General features: G+C 38.8%; 13 protein-coding genes. 11 read left to right on the forward strand and 2 right to left on the reverse strand.

What is annotated here, in order from left to right:
- Positions 1–108 precede the first annotated feature (108 nt).
- From H6F39_RS13260 to H6F39_RS13285, 6 genes are all read left to right on the forward strand, one after another.
- The gene (locus H6F39_RS13260) at positions 109–303 is read left to right on the forward strand and encodes a hypothetical protein (protein ID WP_137908888.1); all 195 of its coding nucleotides are present in this window, start codon (positions 109–111) and stop codon (positions 301–303) included.
- Positions 304–603: 300 nt separating this feature from the next.
- Positions 604–2463 carry an NAD(P)H-quinone oxidoreductase subunit F gene (locus H6F39_RS13265; protein WP_190396839.1) on the forward strand — a complete coding sequence of 620 codons (1860 nt, stop codon included), beginning with the start codon at positions 604–606 and terminating at the stop codon, positions 2461–2463.
- Positions 2464–2513: 50 nt separating this feature from the next.
- The gene (locus H6F39_RS13270) at positions 2514–4007 is read left to right on the forward strand and encodes an NADH-quinone oxidoreductase subunit M (RefSeq protein ID WP_190396840.1); all 1494 of its coding nucleotides are present in this window, start codon (positions 2514–2516) and stop codon (positions 4005–4007) included.
- A 176-nt stretch (positions 4008–4183) separates the two neighbouring features.
- On the forward strand, positions 4184–5506 hold the full coding sequence (locus tag H6F39_RS13275; protein ID WP_028090925.1) for a CO2 hydration protein: 1323 nt from the start codon (positions 4184–4186) through the stop codon (positions 5504–5506).
- Positions 5507–5701: 195 nt separating this feature from the next.
- Complete coding sequence (locus tag H6F39_RS13280) at positions 5702–6655, forward strand: NAD-dependent epimerase/dehydratase family protein (RefSeq protein ID WP_190396841.1); 954 nt, start codon at positions 5702–5704, stop codon at positions 6653–6655.
- Positions 6656–6779: 124 nt separating this feature from the next.
- A complete protein-coding gene (locus H6F39_RS13285) occupies positions 6780–7571 on the forward strand; it encodes a Uma2 family endonuclease (protein WP_190396842.1) in 792 nt (263 codons plus the stop codon).
- Positions 7572–7727: 156 nt separating this feature from the next.
- Here H6F39_RS13285 and H6F39_RS13290 read toward each other — a convergent pair whose 3' ends face one another.
- Positions 7728–8684 carry an NUDIX hydrolase gene (locus H6F39_RS13290; protein ID WP_190396843.1) on the reverse strand — a complete coding sequence of 319 codons (957 nt, stop codon included), beginning with the start codon at positions 8682–8684 and terminating at the stop codon, positions 7728–7730.
- A gap of 76 nt (positions 8685–8760) precedes the next feature.
- Complete coding sequence (locus tag H6F39_RS13295; RefSeq protein ID WP_190396844.1) at positions 8761–9963, reverse strand: glycosyltransferase family 4 protein; 1203 nt, start codon at positions 9961–9963, stop codon at positions 8761–8763.
- 205 nt (positions 9964–10168) lie between these two features.
- Between H6F39_RS13295 and H6F39_RS13300 the strand changes: the two genes are divergently transcribed.
- The 5 genes from H6F39_RS13300 (at position 10169) to H6F39_RS13320 (ending at position 16267) form a co-directional block, all read left to right on the forward strand.
- Positions 10169–11785 (forward strand): alpha-amylase family glycosyl hydrolase, encoded by a 1617-nt coding sequence (locus H6F39_RS13300; RefSeq protein WP_199290933.1) that lies wholly within the window; start codon positions 10169–10171, stop codon positions 11783–11785.
- Between the two features lie 108 nt (positions 11786–11893).
- Positions 11894–12628 (forward strand): TylF/MycF/NovP-related O-methyltransferase, encoded by a 735-nt coding sequence (locus H6F39_RS13305; RefSeq protein WP_206753554.1) that lies wholly within the window; start codon positions 11894–11896, stop codon positions 12626–12628.
- A 336-nt stretch (positions 12629–12964) separates the two neighbouring features.
- Positions 12965–14071 (forward strand): DegT/DnrJ/EryC1/StrS aminotransferase family protein, encoded by a 1107-nt coding sequence (locus H6F39_RS13310; RefSeq protein ID WP_190396847.1) that lies wholly within the window; start codon positions 12965–12967, stop codon positions 14069–14071.
- A gap of 147 nt (positions 14072–14218) precedes the next feature.
- A complete protein-coding gene (locus H6F39_RS13315) occupies positions 14219–15508 on the forward strand; it encodes an acyltransferase (protein WP_190396848.1) in 1290 nt (429 codons plus the stop codon).
- Between the two features lie 60 nt (positions 15509–15568).
- Complete coding sequence (locus tag H6F39_RS13320; protein WP_190396849.1) at positions 15569–16267, forward strand: hypothetical protein; 699 nt, start codon at positions 15569–15571, stop codon at positions 16265–16267.
- The last annotated feature ends 207 nt before the right edge of the window (positions 16268–16474 follow it).

A 16474-nucleotide genomic window follows, 5' to 3' on the forward strand; every position in this document is an offset into this window, starting at 1 on the left:
TAACGTTGCCGATAGCCGGGGTGGAGTAGCCATATTCAGCCATGAAAAGTCTCTAAAATCACTATTTACTTAAATTTGCAGGATTTACTTAATTTACAGGAAACACTTATGAACCGTTCTCAGATAGTTGCGATTATTACAGGGGTAATTTCTATACTTCTGGCTATTGCTTACCTCATTGTTGTCCAAATTATTGATTATCGGGATATGAAACCAGCCCCTACTAGTCAACTCAGCCCACAAGTAGTTATTACAGTCAGTAATTTACCTGGGTCACTATGTAAGTTACTTGTTAAAGTATAAAAAATGGGGTGGTAAATACTGCCCCTAGATTATAGATACTGCTTGAAAAGTTAATCTATAGATTAAACATGATGGTTACTATTTAATAATCGAATGTACAGAAATATAAGAATCACTTACAGAAATCATTGCAAATTCATCTACTTAAATAATTTATTTTTGTTACAGATAAGGGTAAACTGTTCATAATAATATTAAATAAAAATAAATTGCGATTATCAATGATCACTAGATTAATAGGGATCAACGGTATTTGCTGTGTTTTCTTTAAGTTTTGCTGCAAATTGTAGAGGTAATTGAATGGGTCAGTATTTACTAGATACTATTTGGCTAGTCCCGGTTTATGCTTTGATAGGTGGGCTTTTAGCCATACCCTGGTCACCAGGAATAATTCGCAAAACAGGTCCTCGACCAGCGGGATACGTAAATGTAGTCATGACCTTTTGCTCATTTGTTCATGCTGTTCTTGCTTTCTTTGTAATTGGAAATCATCCAGCCCAAGAAGTATTTATTCCTTGGTTGTCAACAGCGGGTTTAAATCTCACCATTAATTTAGAAATTTCTGCTGTTAGTGTGGGGGCGTTAATTATTATTACCGGCTTAAATTTGCTGGCGCAGATATACGCTATTGGTTACATGGAAATGGACTGGGGTTGGGGACGTTTCTTTTCCTTATTAGGATTATTTGAAGCGGGTCTTTGTGCTTTAGTATTGTGTAATGATTTATTTTTTAGTTATGTAATTCTGGAAGTCCTTACCTTGGGAACTTACCTATTAGTAGGTTTGTGGTTTAGTCAGCCTTTGGTAGTGACTGGGGCGCGAGATGCTTTTTTAACCAAACGGGTCGGAGACTTGTTTTTATTAATGGGTGTTTTAGGACTTTGGACACTTTCAGGGACTTGGAATTATACAGAGTTGACTGCTTGGGCGGCTACGGCGAATGTTGACCCCACAATTATTACTTTAGTATGTTTGGGCTTAATTGCAGGTCCGATGGGTAAATGCGCCCAATTTCCCCTACATTTGTGGTTAGATGAGGCAATGGAGGGACCTGTTCCTAGTACAATTTTACGAAATTCGGTGGTCGTCGCCAGTGGGGCATGGGTGTTAATTAAATTACAACCTGTATTTAGTTTATCTCCCGTCGCAGCTTCTGTAATGGTGGCTATTGGTACAGTAACAGCCATTGGTGGGGCGTTAATTGCGATCGCTCAAATTGACATTAAACGCTGTTTATCCTATTGTGTTAGTGTTTACATGGGCTTGGTATTTATTGCCGTAGGCACACAACAAAATGAAGCTGCGCTACTATTAGTCCTCACCCATGCTTTATCCTCTGCATTACTGGTCATGAGTACCGGGGGAATTGTTTGGAATAGTGTCACCCAAGATGTTACCCAATTAGGTGGATTATGGTCACGTCGTCCCATGTCCGGTTTAGCATTTATTATTGGTACATTGGGTTTAATAGGTTTTCCCCCTTTAGGTAGTTTTTGGGCATTATTCAAATTAGCTGATGGTTTATGGGCAACACATCCGACTTTAGTAGGAATAATTATTATTGTCAATGCCTTAACTACATTCAGTTTAACTAGGGAATTTGGTTTAATTTTTGCTGGTAAACCTAAACAAATGAGTGAACGTTCTCCTGAAGCTATTTGGTTAATGGTTTTACCAATGATGATTTTATCAGGCTTTGTTTTACACCTGCCTTTAGTATTACAAAGCTTGTCATTGCTTCCCGACTGGGCAACATTAAATAAAGATGTCGCCCTACTATTAATTTGGTCAAGTATATTTGGTTGCAGTATTAGCAGCATCATCTATTTAGGCAACATTCCTAAACCAATTCGTTTACCCTGGCAAGGTTTACAAAATTTATTTGCTTATGACTTTTACACTCCCAAACTGTACAAAATCACCATTATTTTCGGCGTTGCCCAACTTTCTAAATTTGCCGATATCCTAGATAGATTCGTAGTAGATGGTATCGTCAACTTTGTCGGTTTATTCTCTCTTTTAGGTGGTGAAGGATTGAAATATAGTAACAATGGACAAACTCAAACCTATGCCCTGACAGTGCTTTTAGGAGTAGGTGTTTTAGGCGCTTGGTTGTCATGGCCTTTTTGGGGTGTGCAGTTCATGAAATTAATTTTTTAATTTGCACCCGACTTATAGCATTACCAATTAACAATTCCCAGATCATAAATATGTTGAGTGTTTTAATTTGGCTGCCAATTATAGCCGCTATAATCATCGGTTTTTATCCAAGAAAAGATATTCCCGCGAGTCGAATTCGTTTAGCATCTTTAATCATTACAGGGTTAGTTTTGCTGTGGAATATTTTGATTTTGTTCAAATTTGATATCAGCAATTCGGGGACGCAATTCACCGAATATTTACCCTGGAATGAAACCCTGGGGTTGAGTTATCAATTAGGAGTAGATGGATTATCAATATTAATGTTAGTATTAAATAGCTTCCTCACTTGGATTGCTATTTACAGCAGCAGTAAAGATACAGAACGTCCTCGGTTATTTTATGCCCTGATTTTGTTTGTTAGTGGTGGGGTAGCCGGTGCTTTCTTATCACAAAATTTGCTTCTGTTTTTCCTGTTTTATGAATTGGAATTAATCCCCTTTTATTTACTAATTTCCATTTGGGGCGGGGAAAAACGAGCTTATGCCGGCATGAAATTTCTGATTTATACAGCCATTTCCGGGGCTTTAATTTTAGCCACATTTTTAGGAATGGTATGGTTAACAGGTTCTCACAGTTTTGCTTTTGATGCTGTTGCCACTGAAAAGATTTCTGCGGGAATGCAATTAATATTATTAGCAGGAATAGTTCTAGGTTTTGGGATCAAAATTCCCTTAATTCCCTTCCATACCTGGCTACCAGATGCTTACGTAGAAGCTTCCGCACCTATCGCTATTTTATTAGGTGGAATATTAGCCAAATTAGGAACTTATGGCCTATTAAGATTTGGTTTAGGAATGTTTCCCCAAGCTTGGCATATTATCGCCCCAACATTGGCAATTTGGGGAGCAATTAGCGCGATTTATGGGGCGGTTGTAGCCATTGCCCAAAAGGACATCAAACGCATGGTAGCATATAGTTCTATCGGCCACATGGGCTATATTTTACTAGCAGCAGCCGCAGCCACACCTTTAGCATTAGTTGGTGCAGTAGCCCAAATGTTTAGTCATGGAATCATTCTCGCTATTCTCTTTCATTTAGTGGGAATTATTGAAACTAAAGTTGGTACAAGAGAATTAGATAAACTCAATGGTTTAATGAGTCCTATTCGCGGTTTACCATTAATTAGTGCCTTGCTAGTTTTAGGTGGTATGGCAAGTTCTGGTATTCCCGGTTTAACAGGTTTCATTGCTGAATTTATTTCCTTTCAAGGCAGTTTTTCCAGCTTTCCAGTTCCCACAATTTTATGTGTAGTTGCCTCTGGTTTAACGGCAGTTTATTTTGTCATTCTTCTTAACCGTACCTGTTTTGGTAAATTGCAAAATAACCTAGCTTACTACCCTAGAGTCGTCTGGGCAGAAAAAATTCCTGCACTAATTTTAGCATTGTTAATTATCTTTTTGGGAGTACAACCCACCTGGTTAGTTCGTTGGAGTGAAACCACAACTACCGCTATGGTAGCCGCAATTTCCCCCACTGAAAAATCGGTAATTGCCTTAAAATGATATAGCTTGGGAATAAATTCCCAGGCTCATAGCAAAAATCATCTCAAGATGACTAAATAACCCGAAAATTTTTTAGTAAACTTTAGTTTACTTTGATTATTAGCCCGGAAGTTCATTTCCGGGAGGGTTTGAAAACTAACAGATACACTATTGTTTTAACAAACACAAAAAATATTATGGTACAAACTTCAGAAAAACCAAAAGCCAAAATTCCTCCTTCAAAACACGAATTTGCAGAAATTATTCATCGCTTAGAAGCTGGTGGTTCAATGTTACCAGATACCCCAGAAAATTTAATGCAAATTATCGGTATTTATAAAGCTTATGCCGTACCGATGGATTTTTATTGGCGAGATTTATTATATATTGCTGAAAGGGTATTTTTAGATCCTTTACCAGCTTTTAAATACTTCCTACCACAGGAATATTTAGACCTCCATAATCACTATGCAGGTGATGATGCTGATTTAAGAATTTGGCGAGGTGAAGCTACTGCACACCCAGAACTTTTGGCATTTATGGAAAAAGGTGAAACCATTAAAATGCCGAAAATATTCCATCATTTATTCCATGATAGAATCAACATGGAATTTGCCGAAGCTTGTATGCAGGCTATGCTTTGGCACCGCAAAATGTATGCACCAGTAAACCAATTTGATGCTTATTTAGATTCAGCCGAATATCAAGCCAATGCAGATAAAGCAATTAAAGCTTATTTTCGGAAAAATCCTCTAATGTTGGGACTTTATAAACTGTTTCCTGATATGTTTTTGGAACAGTGTCGGATGATGTCCTATTATTCTAATTTAGGACTTTTCTGGGAAGTCATGGCACCGGTATTTTTTGAAATGTCAGATATTTATGATGAAGGTGGTTTCAAAAGTGTACCTGACGCTATGAACTTTCTCATAAATGGTATATTTGCTATTGCAGGTCGCCCCATTTACCATCATGTTTATATTGACGGTGAATGTTATGAAATTATCCCCAAATCAAAAGCGTTTACCTGGTTATATGAAGCCGCTTTACCCTATGTGGAAGCCGTTTTTTATCGCACCGCACCATTTAGAGGCACAAAGTCATATAATGCCCAAGCAGGGGAAGTTCCAGAAGACCAAAAAGACTTCCATTATGGTATTCTTTATGCTGATGTATTTCCCGTCGGTACAGCAGGTATTCCTCCGACATTATTAATGCAAGATATGTTGCATTTTTTGCCTCAATATCTTGTTGATTATTATCAACAATATTGTCGAGGAGAAGAGGATATTTTAATTCAATTGGGAATTACTTTTCAACGTTCCATGTACAATGTAACATCTGCGGTAATTCAAGCTTTAAGAACTGCTCTTTTATATCCTTTAGATGATGAAAATCCCCAGCATTTACAAGCAAATCGAGAATTTTTTGAAATGCAGTTAAATCGCTTTACTCGTAGTGATTATAATATGCGTGATGCTGCTAGATTACGGGATATTCAAAGACAGGATTATAGATAGAATCTGCGGAGAAAATAGATACCCGACTTGTTGCAGAAGTTGGGTATCTCCCTATTTGTTGATTTTGTAAAGATTTATATTTTTTCAGTAAATTATTGAATATCTATGGAAAAATTATGTCCTTAGTTAGACTAAGTTATAAATAATTAATATTAGGCTGTTAAACAAAATTACAGCCAAATCACAAAATATAAAATGACTAAGATCATTGTCACTGGAGTTGCGGGTTTTATTGGTTCTCACTTAGCTGAAACATTATTAAAACAGGGAGAAGAGGTAATTGGTATTGATGAATTTAATGATTATTATGATCCCCTGTTGAAGTGGAAAAATATCGCCAATTTTCAACATTACCCCAATTTTACTTTAGTAGAAGGGGATATACAATTTTTAGATTGGCAAAAACTGCTTTTAGATGTCCAATTAGTTTATCATCAAGCGGCCCAAGCTGGAGTTAGAGCCAGTTGGGGGAAGGGTTTTCGGGCTTATACTGAACGGAATATTAACGCTACACAAGTTTTATTAGAAGCTGCTAAAGATGCTCAAAATCTCCAAAGATTAGTGTTTGCATCTACATCTAGCATATATGGTGACGCGGAAACATTACCAACCCATGAAGAAATTAAACCTTTACCCGTGTCACCCTATGGTATTACTAAATTAGCGGCCGAACAGTTGGGAATGTTATATCATAAAAACTTTGGTGTCCCGTTTGTATCCTTACGTTATTTTACGGTCTATGGACCAAGACAACGGCCAGATATGGCATTTCATAAGTTTTTTAAAGCAGTGTTGCAAGACGAAGCAATTCCCGTTTATGGTGACGGAAAACAGACCAGAGATTTTACTTTTGTCAGTGATGCGATCGCTGCTAACTTAGCTGCTAGTATTGTACCAGAAGCAGTAGGGCAAATTTTCAATATTGGCGGCGGCAGTAGAGTCATTTTATCAGAAGTTTTAGATACCATGGCGGAAATAGTCGCTAAACCCATCAAACGTCATTATATCGAAAAAGCCATGGGAGATGCCCGTCACACCGCTGCTGACGTATCCAAAGCCCGAAAAATCCTTAATTATCAACCCCAAGTATCCTTAAAAAATGGCTTAACCCAGGAATGGGAATGGGTGAAGAGTTTGTATAGTGTATAACTAACAAAGATCCCCCACTTCTTAAAAAAGTCGGGGATCTGAACCTGGTAAATATTCAGCTATAATAAGACAATATAAATCTTAGATTACCAAAAATCCCCAAAATACCCAGGGAGTTAGAGTTATGGTTGCTACTCCAATACCGACCGTTGCCGAACTATCAAAAGTGACAATTTCTTGGGAAGCATTACCCGAAGATTTTATCTTAGAAGAAGAACCTGTGGAAAACACCGCACAACCATTAATTGCTGGAGCATTACGAGAAAGTCTAGAATTAAGTGGATATATTCAACCCACCATGCTTATAGCGGCAAATTTGGGCATCTGTGCCACCATGGATGGTAAACTTGTTGTCAAAGCTCCAGATTGGTTTTTTGTGCGGACAGTTTTACCCTTATCTGGGGTGACAGATAGACGCAGCTATACACCCCACCTAGAAGGGGAAATTCCCAGTATTGTCATGGAATTTTGCTCAGATACTGACGGAAAAGAATACTCAGCTAGACGCACTTTCCCCCCCGGAAAATGGTTTTTTTATGAACAAATTCTCCAAGTTCCTACTTATGTAATTTTTGATCCCCTGACTGCTGTATTAGAAGTTCATCAACTTGAGTCAGGACAGTATAAATTACAGCCAATAGACCCAAATAATCGTTACTGGATTACAGATATGGGATTATTTTTGGGATTGTGGGAAGGGGAAAAGGAAGGTCGCATAGGTTACTGGCTACGGTGGTGGGATCAAGCAGGTAATCTGTTGCCATGGGCTGTAGAAAAGCTAGAACAGGAACAGCAACGGGCTGAACAGGAACAGCAACGGGCTGAACAGGAACGTCAACGGGCTGAACAGGAAAGCCAACGGGCTAAAAGGTTAGCAGAACAGTTACGCGCACTGGGTATTGATCCAATTGATTAAATGTGCGGTTTCTAAAATTGTTGTAGAGATGTTTCATAGAACGTCTCTACATTCTTTTTTGCGGGATACCTAATTAATCCCCAATACTGTTCGGTTAAAGGGAGATAGTGGGTAAAGTCAAAAATATTTTGTTCGCCTAATAAGAATTGTGTATGTTCACCAATGGTGTTGAAGTAGGTATTCTAAGCCCAAGCGAGAGGAAAACATGAGAGAACAAGCTTCTTGCTCTGTGGGTAACATTCCATATTCCAGCAGCGCCTCAGCTTCTGCTTTACTACGAATAGGAAGCAAATGAGAATGCTCTTCCCACTGATCTGTGTGAAAATGGCGATCAGGCATTTGGGTTTGCACCACGAAGACCAAATCAACTTCCCCTGTGAGCGGGTTGCCAGACATACCAATAAACCGAGTATTCTTGTCATTTAAGGTCATGGCAACATTCACTTCTTCCTTCAATTCTCGTTGAGCATCTTGATAAAAATTGATGTCTTGAACTGTCGGAAAAAATGTTGCCCAACCGGCCACAAAGTTGAGAACGCCTGTGTGATCTGATGAATTCAATCGCTTACCAATGTAGATATGACCATCCGCAGTCAGAGGAATCACCGCTACCCCAATTCCTCTGGCAAAATAGGCGTAGGGATCATGGTAATTTGTCAGGCCACGCATCATCAGCTTTAGTGTATCTAACGGACTACGAGTCATATCCAAACGACATTGTGGGTAGCTTGTAGGACCAACTTCCAGGGTAAAGGTGTCTTGACTGCAAGACCAGAATCCCGCTACTCCTGCCCCAGACCAACGGACTTTGCGATCATCATAAGTTCCCGGTTTGCTGCCATCTGTCAGCATACCAGTACGAATCTGAGGATTAATCACAGTTTCCAAGTAAATATGGAATTGCGTGTCAAGTGGCTCATCATTTAGGTTTTGTGCACCATGTCCCTCCCGCACCTGAATTCTGGTTACGCCTACTACCTCAATGGGATGGATCAAGTGAACAAAGTCACGACCTGCAATCAGCGCCTCCGATAACGCTTTACCTTGGGGCAAATCTGTCAGAGCCGCAACTACTTTCTCACGATAAGCAAAATATTCCCAGCTTTGATTCATAAGCGATAATCACCTTCAAATTAAACCGTTTAGCAAAAGCAAATACGCCATTCATATCTGGACTTTGACCTAACTGCTACTTACTTCTCTTTTGCAGTTCACAGACATAAAACTCTTCAAGTCGTTGTATATGATGCTTGATATCGTATTGTTGAGCGCAAAGAAAAGCATTGTGAATGATTTTTTGTCGAAGATGCGTATCGTTTAACAGTGCTAATATGCCTTCAGCAATTTGATCGCTATTCTGGTAATCAACAACCCAGGCATTTTCTTGATGCACAGCATGATCCAATGCACTACCGGCAAGGGTAATCACTGATGGTACTCTTGACAGCATCGCATCTACATAGACTTGCCCGAAGGTCTCTTGAATAGAATCAATAGGTGCATGGACAAAAACATCAAATAATTTAAATAGGGCAAAAAGATCCGCTTCAAATGGGATTTCAACATAACTATGTGCAGGTAATTGCGACAGTTTTGCTGTAATACTTACAATATCCTCATATTGGGGAGCAACAATGTCTTCTTTGCGTGCATTACGCATTTTTTCCTCCAGCTTGGCACGATCAATACCTGTACCTGAAAGAACTAAGATTGCGTGAGGATAAGCTTCGAGAATCTTTTTATAAGCTTCAACTACATATTCAACGCCTTTCCATCTGACATACCTTGCGGCTACTCCAATAACGGGACCTTGATGATTCCCTAAATACTTAGCACGCAATTGCTCAATGCGTGAATTATCTACGTTTTCATACTCATGGACATCAAATCCAGTTGGTATAATTGTGATTATATCTTCAGGTATGCCGTCTTCTATCATCCCTTGTTTGCTTTTATTCGTAACAGCAATAACATTAGTACAGCATTCCCATATCAAGCGATGCTTGCTGGGAGCATGACGGTTATAGTATTTAATTGAAGGGTGTTCTCTGGTAAAAACTCGCACAGGAACCTGGGCATAATAAGCAGCTTGCATTCCTGCTAAACTGCCGGCAAACCAATGAGTGTGAACAATATCCGTCTGATTTTTAATCAAGTGTTCATAGAGAAATTTGACCATTTCTGGTGTATTGATGTAATCCGGATAGGAAGTAACAGTATGACGGATATTCAAATCCTGTAAACAAGCGATCATCGGATCACCTTCATTGAGGATCACATAGTCAATGTCAAATTTACTCTTGTCAATATATTTGGCAACCAATTCAAAAGGAACCCAACGAATGGGATGCGTAAAGATGCAGGTAACTTTAATTTTGTGCTGTGCTATCATTATCACCAGTGCAATTAAGAGTTTTTTCTATTTTATGACTTATCAGGTACTGCCCATATTACTATAATGTGTATGCTACAATGAGAAAATATTCAAGGTGGTTAAAACCGCTCGTGCCGTTTCCTTCTCAGGGCTAAAGCCGCTGAGTTTCCCACTTACCGAGTATTCTTATGACAAAACCTAACATTATTTACCTATGTCGTCAATGACTCATTCTCCTTGGTGGAAGTCGGCTGTTATTTATCAGACTTATATACGTAGTTTTCAGGACGCAAATGGGGATGGCATCGGTGATATCCGTGGCATTATCCAAAGACTAGATTATTTAGAATGGCTGGGCATAGATGCAATCTGGGTGACACCATTTTATCCCTCACCAATGGCCGATTTTGGTTACGACGTTAGCAACCATACAAATGTTGATCCTGTTTTTGGAACTCTTTCAGATATAGATAGCTTGATAGGATATTTGCGCGATCGCAATCTCAAGGTATTAATTGACTTTGTTGCCGCCCATACTTCCGATCAGAATCAGTGGTTTATTGAATCTCGCAGTTCGCGTTCTCATCCCAAGCGAGACTGGTACATCTGGAAAGATCCTCAATCAGATGGTAGCACTCCCAATAACTGGCTGGGACGCTTTGATGGACTTTCAGCCTGGGAATGGGATCACAACACAGAGCAATACTATCTACACTCTTTTCTCAAGGAGCAGCCAGATATCAATTGGCGTAGCCCTGGTGCTAGACAGGCAATGTTAGATGTACTACATTTTTGGTTACAGCGAGGTGTAGATGGTATTCGCGTTGATGCCGCCTATCGTGCCTTGAAAGATCCTCAGTTTCGGAATAATCCAGTGAATCCCGACTGGCATCCGGGCATGGAACCATCGGATCGCTTGTTTGAAGTCTTCAGCAAAAATATACCGGAAATTCACGATTTTAATCGGATGCTGCGGACGCTAGTTGAGGGGTATGGCGATCGCCTTTTGATTGCTGAATTATACAAATCACTAGAAGAAATTGTAAAGCACTATGGCGCAAATGACGAATTTCATTTACCACTCAATTCGGAATTGATGTCATCTGATTTTCAATGGAGTGCAGAGTCCGTCCGAGAAGTGGTTGATCGCTACGAAAGACTACTACCTGAAGGTGCATGGCCCAATTGGACATTAGGTAATCATGATAAACATCGCGTGGCCAGCAGAATTGGTACTGCTCAAGCCAAAATCGGTATGATGCTATTGCTTACTCTGCGTGGTACACCAACGATTTACTACGGAGATGAATTGGGAATGGAAGATGGCTGGATTCCTTCTGAGCATATCCAAGACCCTTGGGAAAAAAAATCTCCCGGTATTGGAGTTGGACGCGATCCCGAACGCACACCGATGCTCTGGGATAGTTCTGCTAACGCAGGCTTCTGTCCAGCATCAGTTCAGCCCTGCTTACCCATCACTCATGACTACAAAAATATCAATGTCCAAGCACAACAGCAGGATTCCCGTTCATTTCTCTCACTAACCCGCGCACTGTTGCACTTGCGCCGGCGAAAAACAGCGCTACAGGTTGGTGACTACCTTTCTTTATACTCACCACCACAGCTTTTCTGCTATCGTCGCTTTTACGAGACTTCAGATATTGTTGTGGCATTGAACTTCAGTTCACAATACCAGGAATGGGTATTACCAGTGGAGTTTCGTAACCAGTCAAAAGTTCTCCTTTCCACATTCATGGATCGCCAGGGAGGACACTTGGGCAACACCCTTGAGCTACGAGGAAATGAAGGTCTGATTATTGAGCGTAATTATCAATCCTAATCAGCCTAAACCCAGGAAAAAAGATGAGCTATTCATCTATTTCGCAATGTATAATTGCGAAGGCTTTGCAATCCTCAACCTATAAAACTATTTCCACTTGTCTTGATTATGATTACTAATGAGCGCACGATCGTTTTCTCCAGCAAACACCAAGCAACCATGAAAGATCAGATCACGCCAGATATGGGCAAAGATCCGGTTTTCATGAATTTATTTGAGCAAGTAAGTCCGTATACAATGACCAGCGTAGAGGCACTTTTTGCATTGTATACATCCGTGAACTATGTTCTTGATCGCGATATCCCAGGTGATATTGTAGAGTGCGGAGTTTGGAGAGGTGGAAGTGCTTTACTGGCAGCTCTGATTTTGAAAGCGCGCAACGTGAGCGATCGCAAGCTATATCTCTATGACACATTTCAGGGTATGCCAACACCCACAGAATTTGATGTGGACAAATATGGACGTACTGGCTTTGAAATGATGGAGCAATATGGAGACGACATTGGTTGGTGTTACGCTTTATTGGAAGATGTTCAAGCAGCTTTCTCCATCCATAATTTTGATTTTGAGATTAATTTTGTGCAAGGAGACGTTCTGGAAACATTAAAAACGACTAAGCCAGAAACCATCTCTGTTCTACGTTTAGATACCGATTGGTATGAATCCACAGCCTTCGAGTTTCAGCTGCTTTATCCTCGGCTCTCCACAAGAGGTGTGCTAATCATTGATGATTATGGCTGTTGGACTGGATCGCGCAAAGCTACGGATGATTATTTCCGTGAAGTTCCAGGGCCAATGTTAATCCGCATTGATAAGGAAGTGCGACTGGGGATTAAGATTTAGAGTCCAGTCAACGGAACAACGAATTGTATTTTTCATGACAACAAATGGAGAATTCGTATTCCTCTCCTGATCGGGAGAGGGTACGGACAATAAGCACAGTTCTGCCCATCTGTATAGTCATAATCTGCGAAATCACCCAGCGCTATTTTTATGGCTTTACTTACTTGGGTTTACTCTGTTTCCTCATCCCTACTTTACACATGATCGGGATGATTGTGATCAGAGGATCATAAATAAATATCATACCCCAATTCAGCAACGCCAAATTTTTATTCTCGTATGTGTGATATAAATAATTATAACTGTATTTTCTTTTCATTAAAATTCATACTTCCTATGGCAGCATACAAAATTATTCAAATTGAACCTTGGATTGACAATAGTGAACTTGAACAGCTTAATCGTGTTATTAAATCTACATATTTAACAGAGTCCAAACTAACCGAAGAATTCGAGGAAGGTATTAAACAATTAACAGCGGCTAAATATGCGATCGCTACCTCTAATGGCACAACAGCACTCTACTGTGGATTAAAGGCGTTAGGAATTGGTTTTGGGGATGAAGTTATTGTTCCAGATTTAACTTTTGTTGCTTCTTCTAACGCCATTATTATGACAGGAGCAACACCTATTTTTTGTGACATAGAAAAAGATAATCTAGGTTTAGATGTGATCAAAGCTGAAGCTTTAATTACAGAGCGAACTAAAGCCATTATGCCTGTCCATTTATATGGACAGAGTGCTGATATGGAAAAAATTACTGAGTTTGCTACCCATCACAATTTAAAAGTAATTGAAGATGCAGCGCAATCTATTGGAGTGAAGTTTAAAGGAGATCATGTTGGACTTCAGGGAGATGTGAGTGCCATTTCTTTTTACGGCAATAAAACTATTACTTGCGGTGAAGGAGGTATAATTTTAACCAATAGTGATAGCATTGCTCAATCTTGCCGTCGGCTCAAAAATCATGGTCGAGATCATCGTGGAACTTTTGTGCATGAACATATTGGATTTAATTTTTCAATTACAGAAATGCAATCTGCTATCGGCATTGCCCAATTAAATAAATTACCTGCAATTATTCAACGCAAGCAAGAGATTTATGAGCATTATGCAGCCGAGCTAAAAGATATTCCTGACCTAGAAATTACGCCTATAGATCCTCGTTGTCAACCAGTTCACTGGTTTACTTCATTTTATACGGATAAACGGGCTGAATTAGCAGAATACCTGGCAGAAAATGGTATTCAAACTCGGCGGTTTTTCTGTCCTTTGCATCTACAACCTTGTTATCAACAGCAAGAATGGCATAATCCCAATCAAGATTATCCTGTCAGTACCCAAGCTTATGAACGGGGAATTTCTTTACCTTCAGCTTATTCTTTAACACCTGAACAACAAGATTATGTAATTACCAATATTCGCCAATTTTATGGCGTATAAGCGCAGATATTGTCAATATTGAGATCCGATTTTAGGCAATTAACCTCTATTTTCCGAGGTGGGAGTGACGACTTAATAGTAAAATGATCATCTCCCATTAAACTATGACACCTTTATGACACCTTAGTGAAATTTAATGAACATACAATGCAAAAAAAACTAGAGCCTGATAACAGAGATGATTACTCTTTAAACAAGCATTCAATATTCGACTATAATTTAGAGGGTCTTAGAGGACTAGCTGCACTTTCGGTAGCATCATCTCATGTTTTCTTCCTGAAAAACTTTCTAGATCCTACCTATCATCCCCATATTTATTTTGGTTATTTACACGCGGCACATAGTGCTGTTTTATTATTTTTTGTTCTCTCAGGCTATGTCATTGGCTTAACGACTACAAAAGAGTTTTCAATTCGGCATACCTACAATTATATATTCCGCCGAGCCGTAAGAATTTTACCAATTTATTTCATTGCTATTGGTTTGGGGGTATGGGCTGAACCCAATGAAAAATTAAATATAGTTTTAGGCAATTTATTTTTCTTACAGAATTTTGACAAATACTTTTATTTTTCGATAGATTGTATATCAGGTAATGCAGCAGTATGGACTTTAAATTACGAAGTTATATATTATTTACTTTTTATCTTAGTTTGGTGGTTGCGTCCTAAAATTTTAGATTTATTTTTAAGTATTATTATCATTAGTATGATTGGTTGGTTTCTGCCTTCATTTCCACAATTTATTTCTGGTTATGCATCGGGATGGATTTTTTGGTTGAGTGGGCTATTATTATCATGGAAAGTAAAACCTGCTACTGATAAGGAGTCATATTTTCCTCTTATTAGCTATATTTTGTTATTTCATGGGACAAATCACTTGCTCACAGGTGAATCTATTTTGAATTCTTTAGGTTTTGCCAATCCATCGGCTAGTTTTGTTTGTTTCCCCGATCTGACTATTCTGCCAATCTGTATATTAATTATCTGTGAAATTACTGGACGCTATTTTTATGGTTTTATATATTTACGTTTACTCTGTTTCCTGATCCCTATTTTTCATCTGTTGGGATTGATTTTGACAGGAAGTATTTTTCAAGAACCCAAATGGATAGCATCATCTTTTTATATTATACTTGCAATTCTCCTATTTAAATATGATACATCTCCCAATGTCTTGAGAAACATCAATTTTATGGGTCGTATTTCTTATGCATTCTATTTATTACATATGCCGATAGCTATACTCATGCGTAAATACTTTCCTTGGCAAGGAACTGTTTTAAGTTTCTGCCTAGGTTTATTGATTTGGCTGGTAATCACAATAACATTGTCAAGTTTTCTAGAGCTTGTGATCCAACCTAAAGTAAAATTTTATTTTCGGGAATGGGTAGAAAATAAAAAGGAACAGGAAATAGTAAACCGGGAGATGTCATAATTTTTAAATTGCATTTTTTTGCTTTTCAAATAATTCTCAAAGTCAATAGTGTTAAAGTTTATGCAAATAGCCACAGAACCCGTTTTCATTACTCTGTGTGACGCGGATAGCCCACTTGTCCAGCCACTGTATTCATCATTACGAGGTAACTTACGTATTCTCAATAATTACTCTCAGAAGCTGGGATTGCTCTCAAAGATTTTTAAAGTTCGTGATTTCTTAGCTGCTGATACCGATATTGCTGACGACGCAATCATCGTCTTTACAGATGCCTATGATGTCCTGTGCATTCGTTATGATCCTGTTGGATTAGCAGCAGACTTTTTTGCCACAGGTAGAGATTTGATTGTCGGTGCTGAAACTGTATTTTGCCACCACAGTGCTGATGTAATGCCCTTCTTTTTGTCTAACTATTTAGGACATCCAGCCAAGTATCTCAACAGTGGGTTTATTATTGGCTACAAATGGGCTTATCTGCGTATGCTTAACTACATTGCAACTAATTTTGTAGAAAAGTATATGATGGATTCTCGTCAGAATGACCAGCGTGTGATTTCCCGATTCATGTTAGAAAATTCTGAACTGGGTTTGTTGAATATGGATATTGATAGCACATTCAAATTCTGCTATACCCACACCTACGACAATAATCCACTATGCTGTGACAATTTACGGTCTTATTTTGTCCACGTCACCTGGTTGACACTAGAAATACAGAAACAAGCATATGAGGAAATTCGGAGAGTCTTCAACATTTAAAAATGTAAGTATTCAGCTATGACAACTAGATCCCTGACTTCTAGCCGAGATTTATCATTTATTTACATCATTAAAAAAGAAGTCTCTTCAGCCCCAGATTTACCAAACTCCTGAAAATCGCTGTAAAAATTTCAGAAGACTGATTCAAAATTGAGTGAATGCGCCTGGAAATTAAAACCATACGTAGAAATAAAGTCTTCTGTACCA

Source organism: Dolichospermum sp. FACHB-1250, from assembly GCF_014696335.1.
Taxonomy (GTDB): Bacteria; Cyanobacteriota; Cyanobacteriia; order Cyanobacteriales; family Nostocaceae; genus Dolichospermum; species Dolichospermum planctonicum.

Coding starts and splice junctions, on each gene's coding strand:
- H6F39_RS13260 (WP_137908888.1), top strand. CDS start 109: ATGAACCGTTCTCAGATAGTTGCGATTATTACAGGGGTAATTTCTATA.
- H6F39_RS13265 (WP_190396839.1), top strand. CDS start 604: ATGGGTCAGTATTTACTAGATACTATTTGGCTAGTCCCGGTTTATGCT.
- H6F39_RS13270 (WP_190396840.1), top strand. CDS start 2,514: ATGTTGAGTGTTTTAATTTGGCTGCCAATTATAGCCGCTATAATCATC.
- H6F39_RS13275 (WP_028090925.1), top strand. CDS start 4,184: ATGGTACAAACTTCAGAAAAACCAAAAGCCAAAATTCCTCCTTCAAAA.
- H6F39_RS13280 (WP_190396841.1), top strand. CDS start 5,702: ATGACTAAGATCATTGTCACTGGAGTTGCGGGTTTTATTGGTTCTCAC.
- H6F39_RS13285 (WP_190396842.1), top strand. CDS start 6,780: ATGGTTGCTACTCCAATACCGACCGTTGCCGAACTATCAAAAGTGACA.
- H6F39_RS13290 (WP_190396843.1), bottom strand. CDS start 8,684: ATGAATCAAAGCTGGGAATATTTTGCTTATCGTGAGAAAGTAGTTGCG.
- H6F39_RS13295 (WP_190396844.1), bottom strand. CDS start 9,963: ATGATAGCACAGCACAAAATTAAAGTTACCTGCATCTTTACGCATCCC.
- H6F39_RS13300 (WP_199290933.1), top strand. CDS start 10,169: ATGACTCATTCTCCTTGGTGGAAGTCGGCTGTTATTTATCAGACTTAT.
- H6F39_RS13305 (WP_206753554.1), top strand. CDS start 11,894: ATGATTACTAATGAGCGCACGATCGTTTTCTCCAGCAAACACCAAGCA.
- H6F39_RS13310 (WP_190396847.1), top strand. CDS start 12,965: ATGGCAGCATACAAAATTATTCAAATTGAACCTTGGATTGACAATAGT.
- H6F39_RS13315 (WP_190396848.1), top strand. CDS start 14,219: ATGCAAAAAAAACTAGAGCCTGATAACAGAGATGATTACTCTTTAAAC.
- H6F39_RS13320 (WP_190396849.1), top strand. CDS start 15,569: ATGCAAATAGCCACAGAACCCGTTTTCATTACTCTGTGTGACGCGGAT.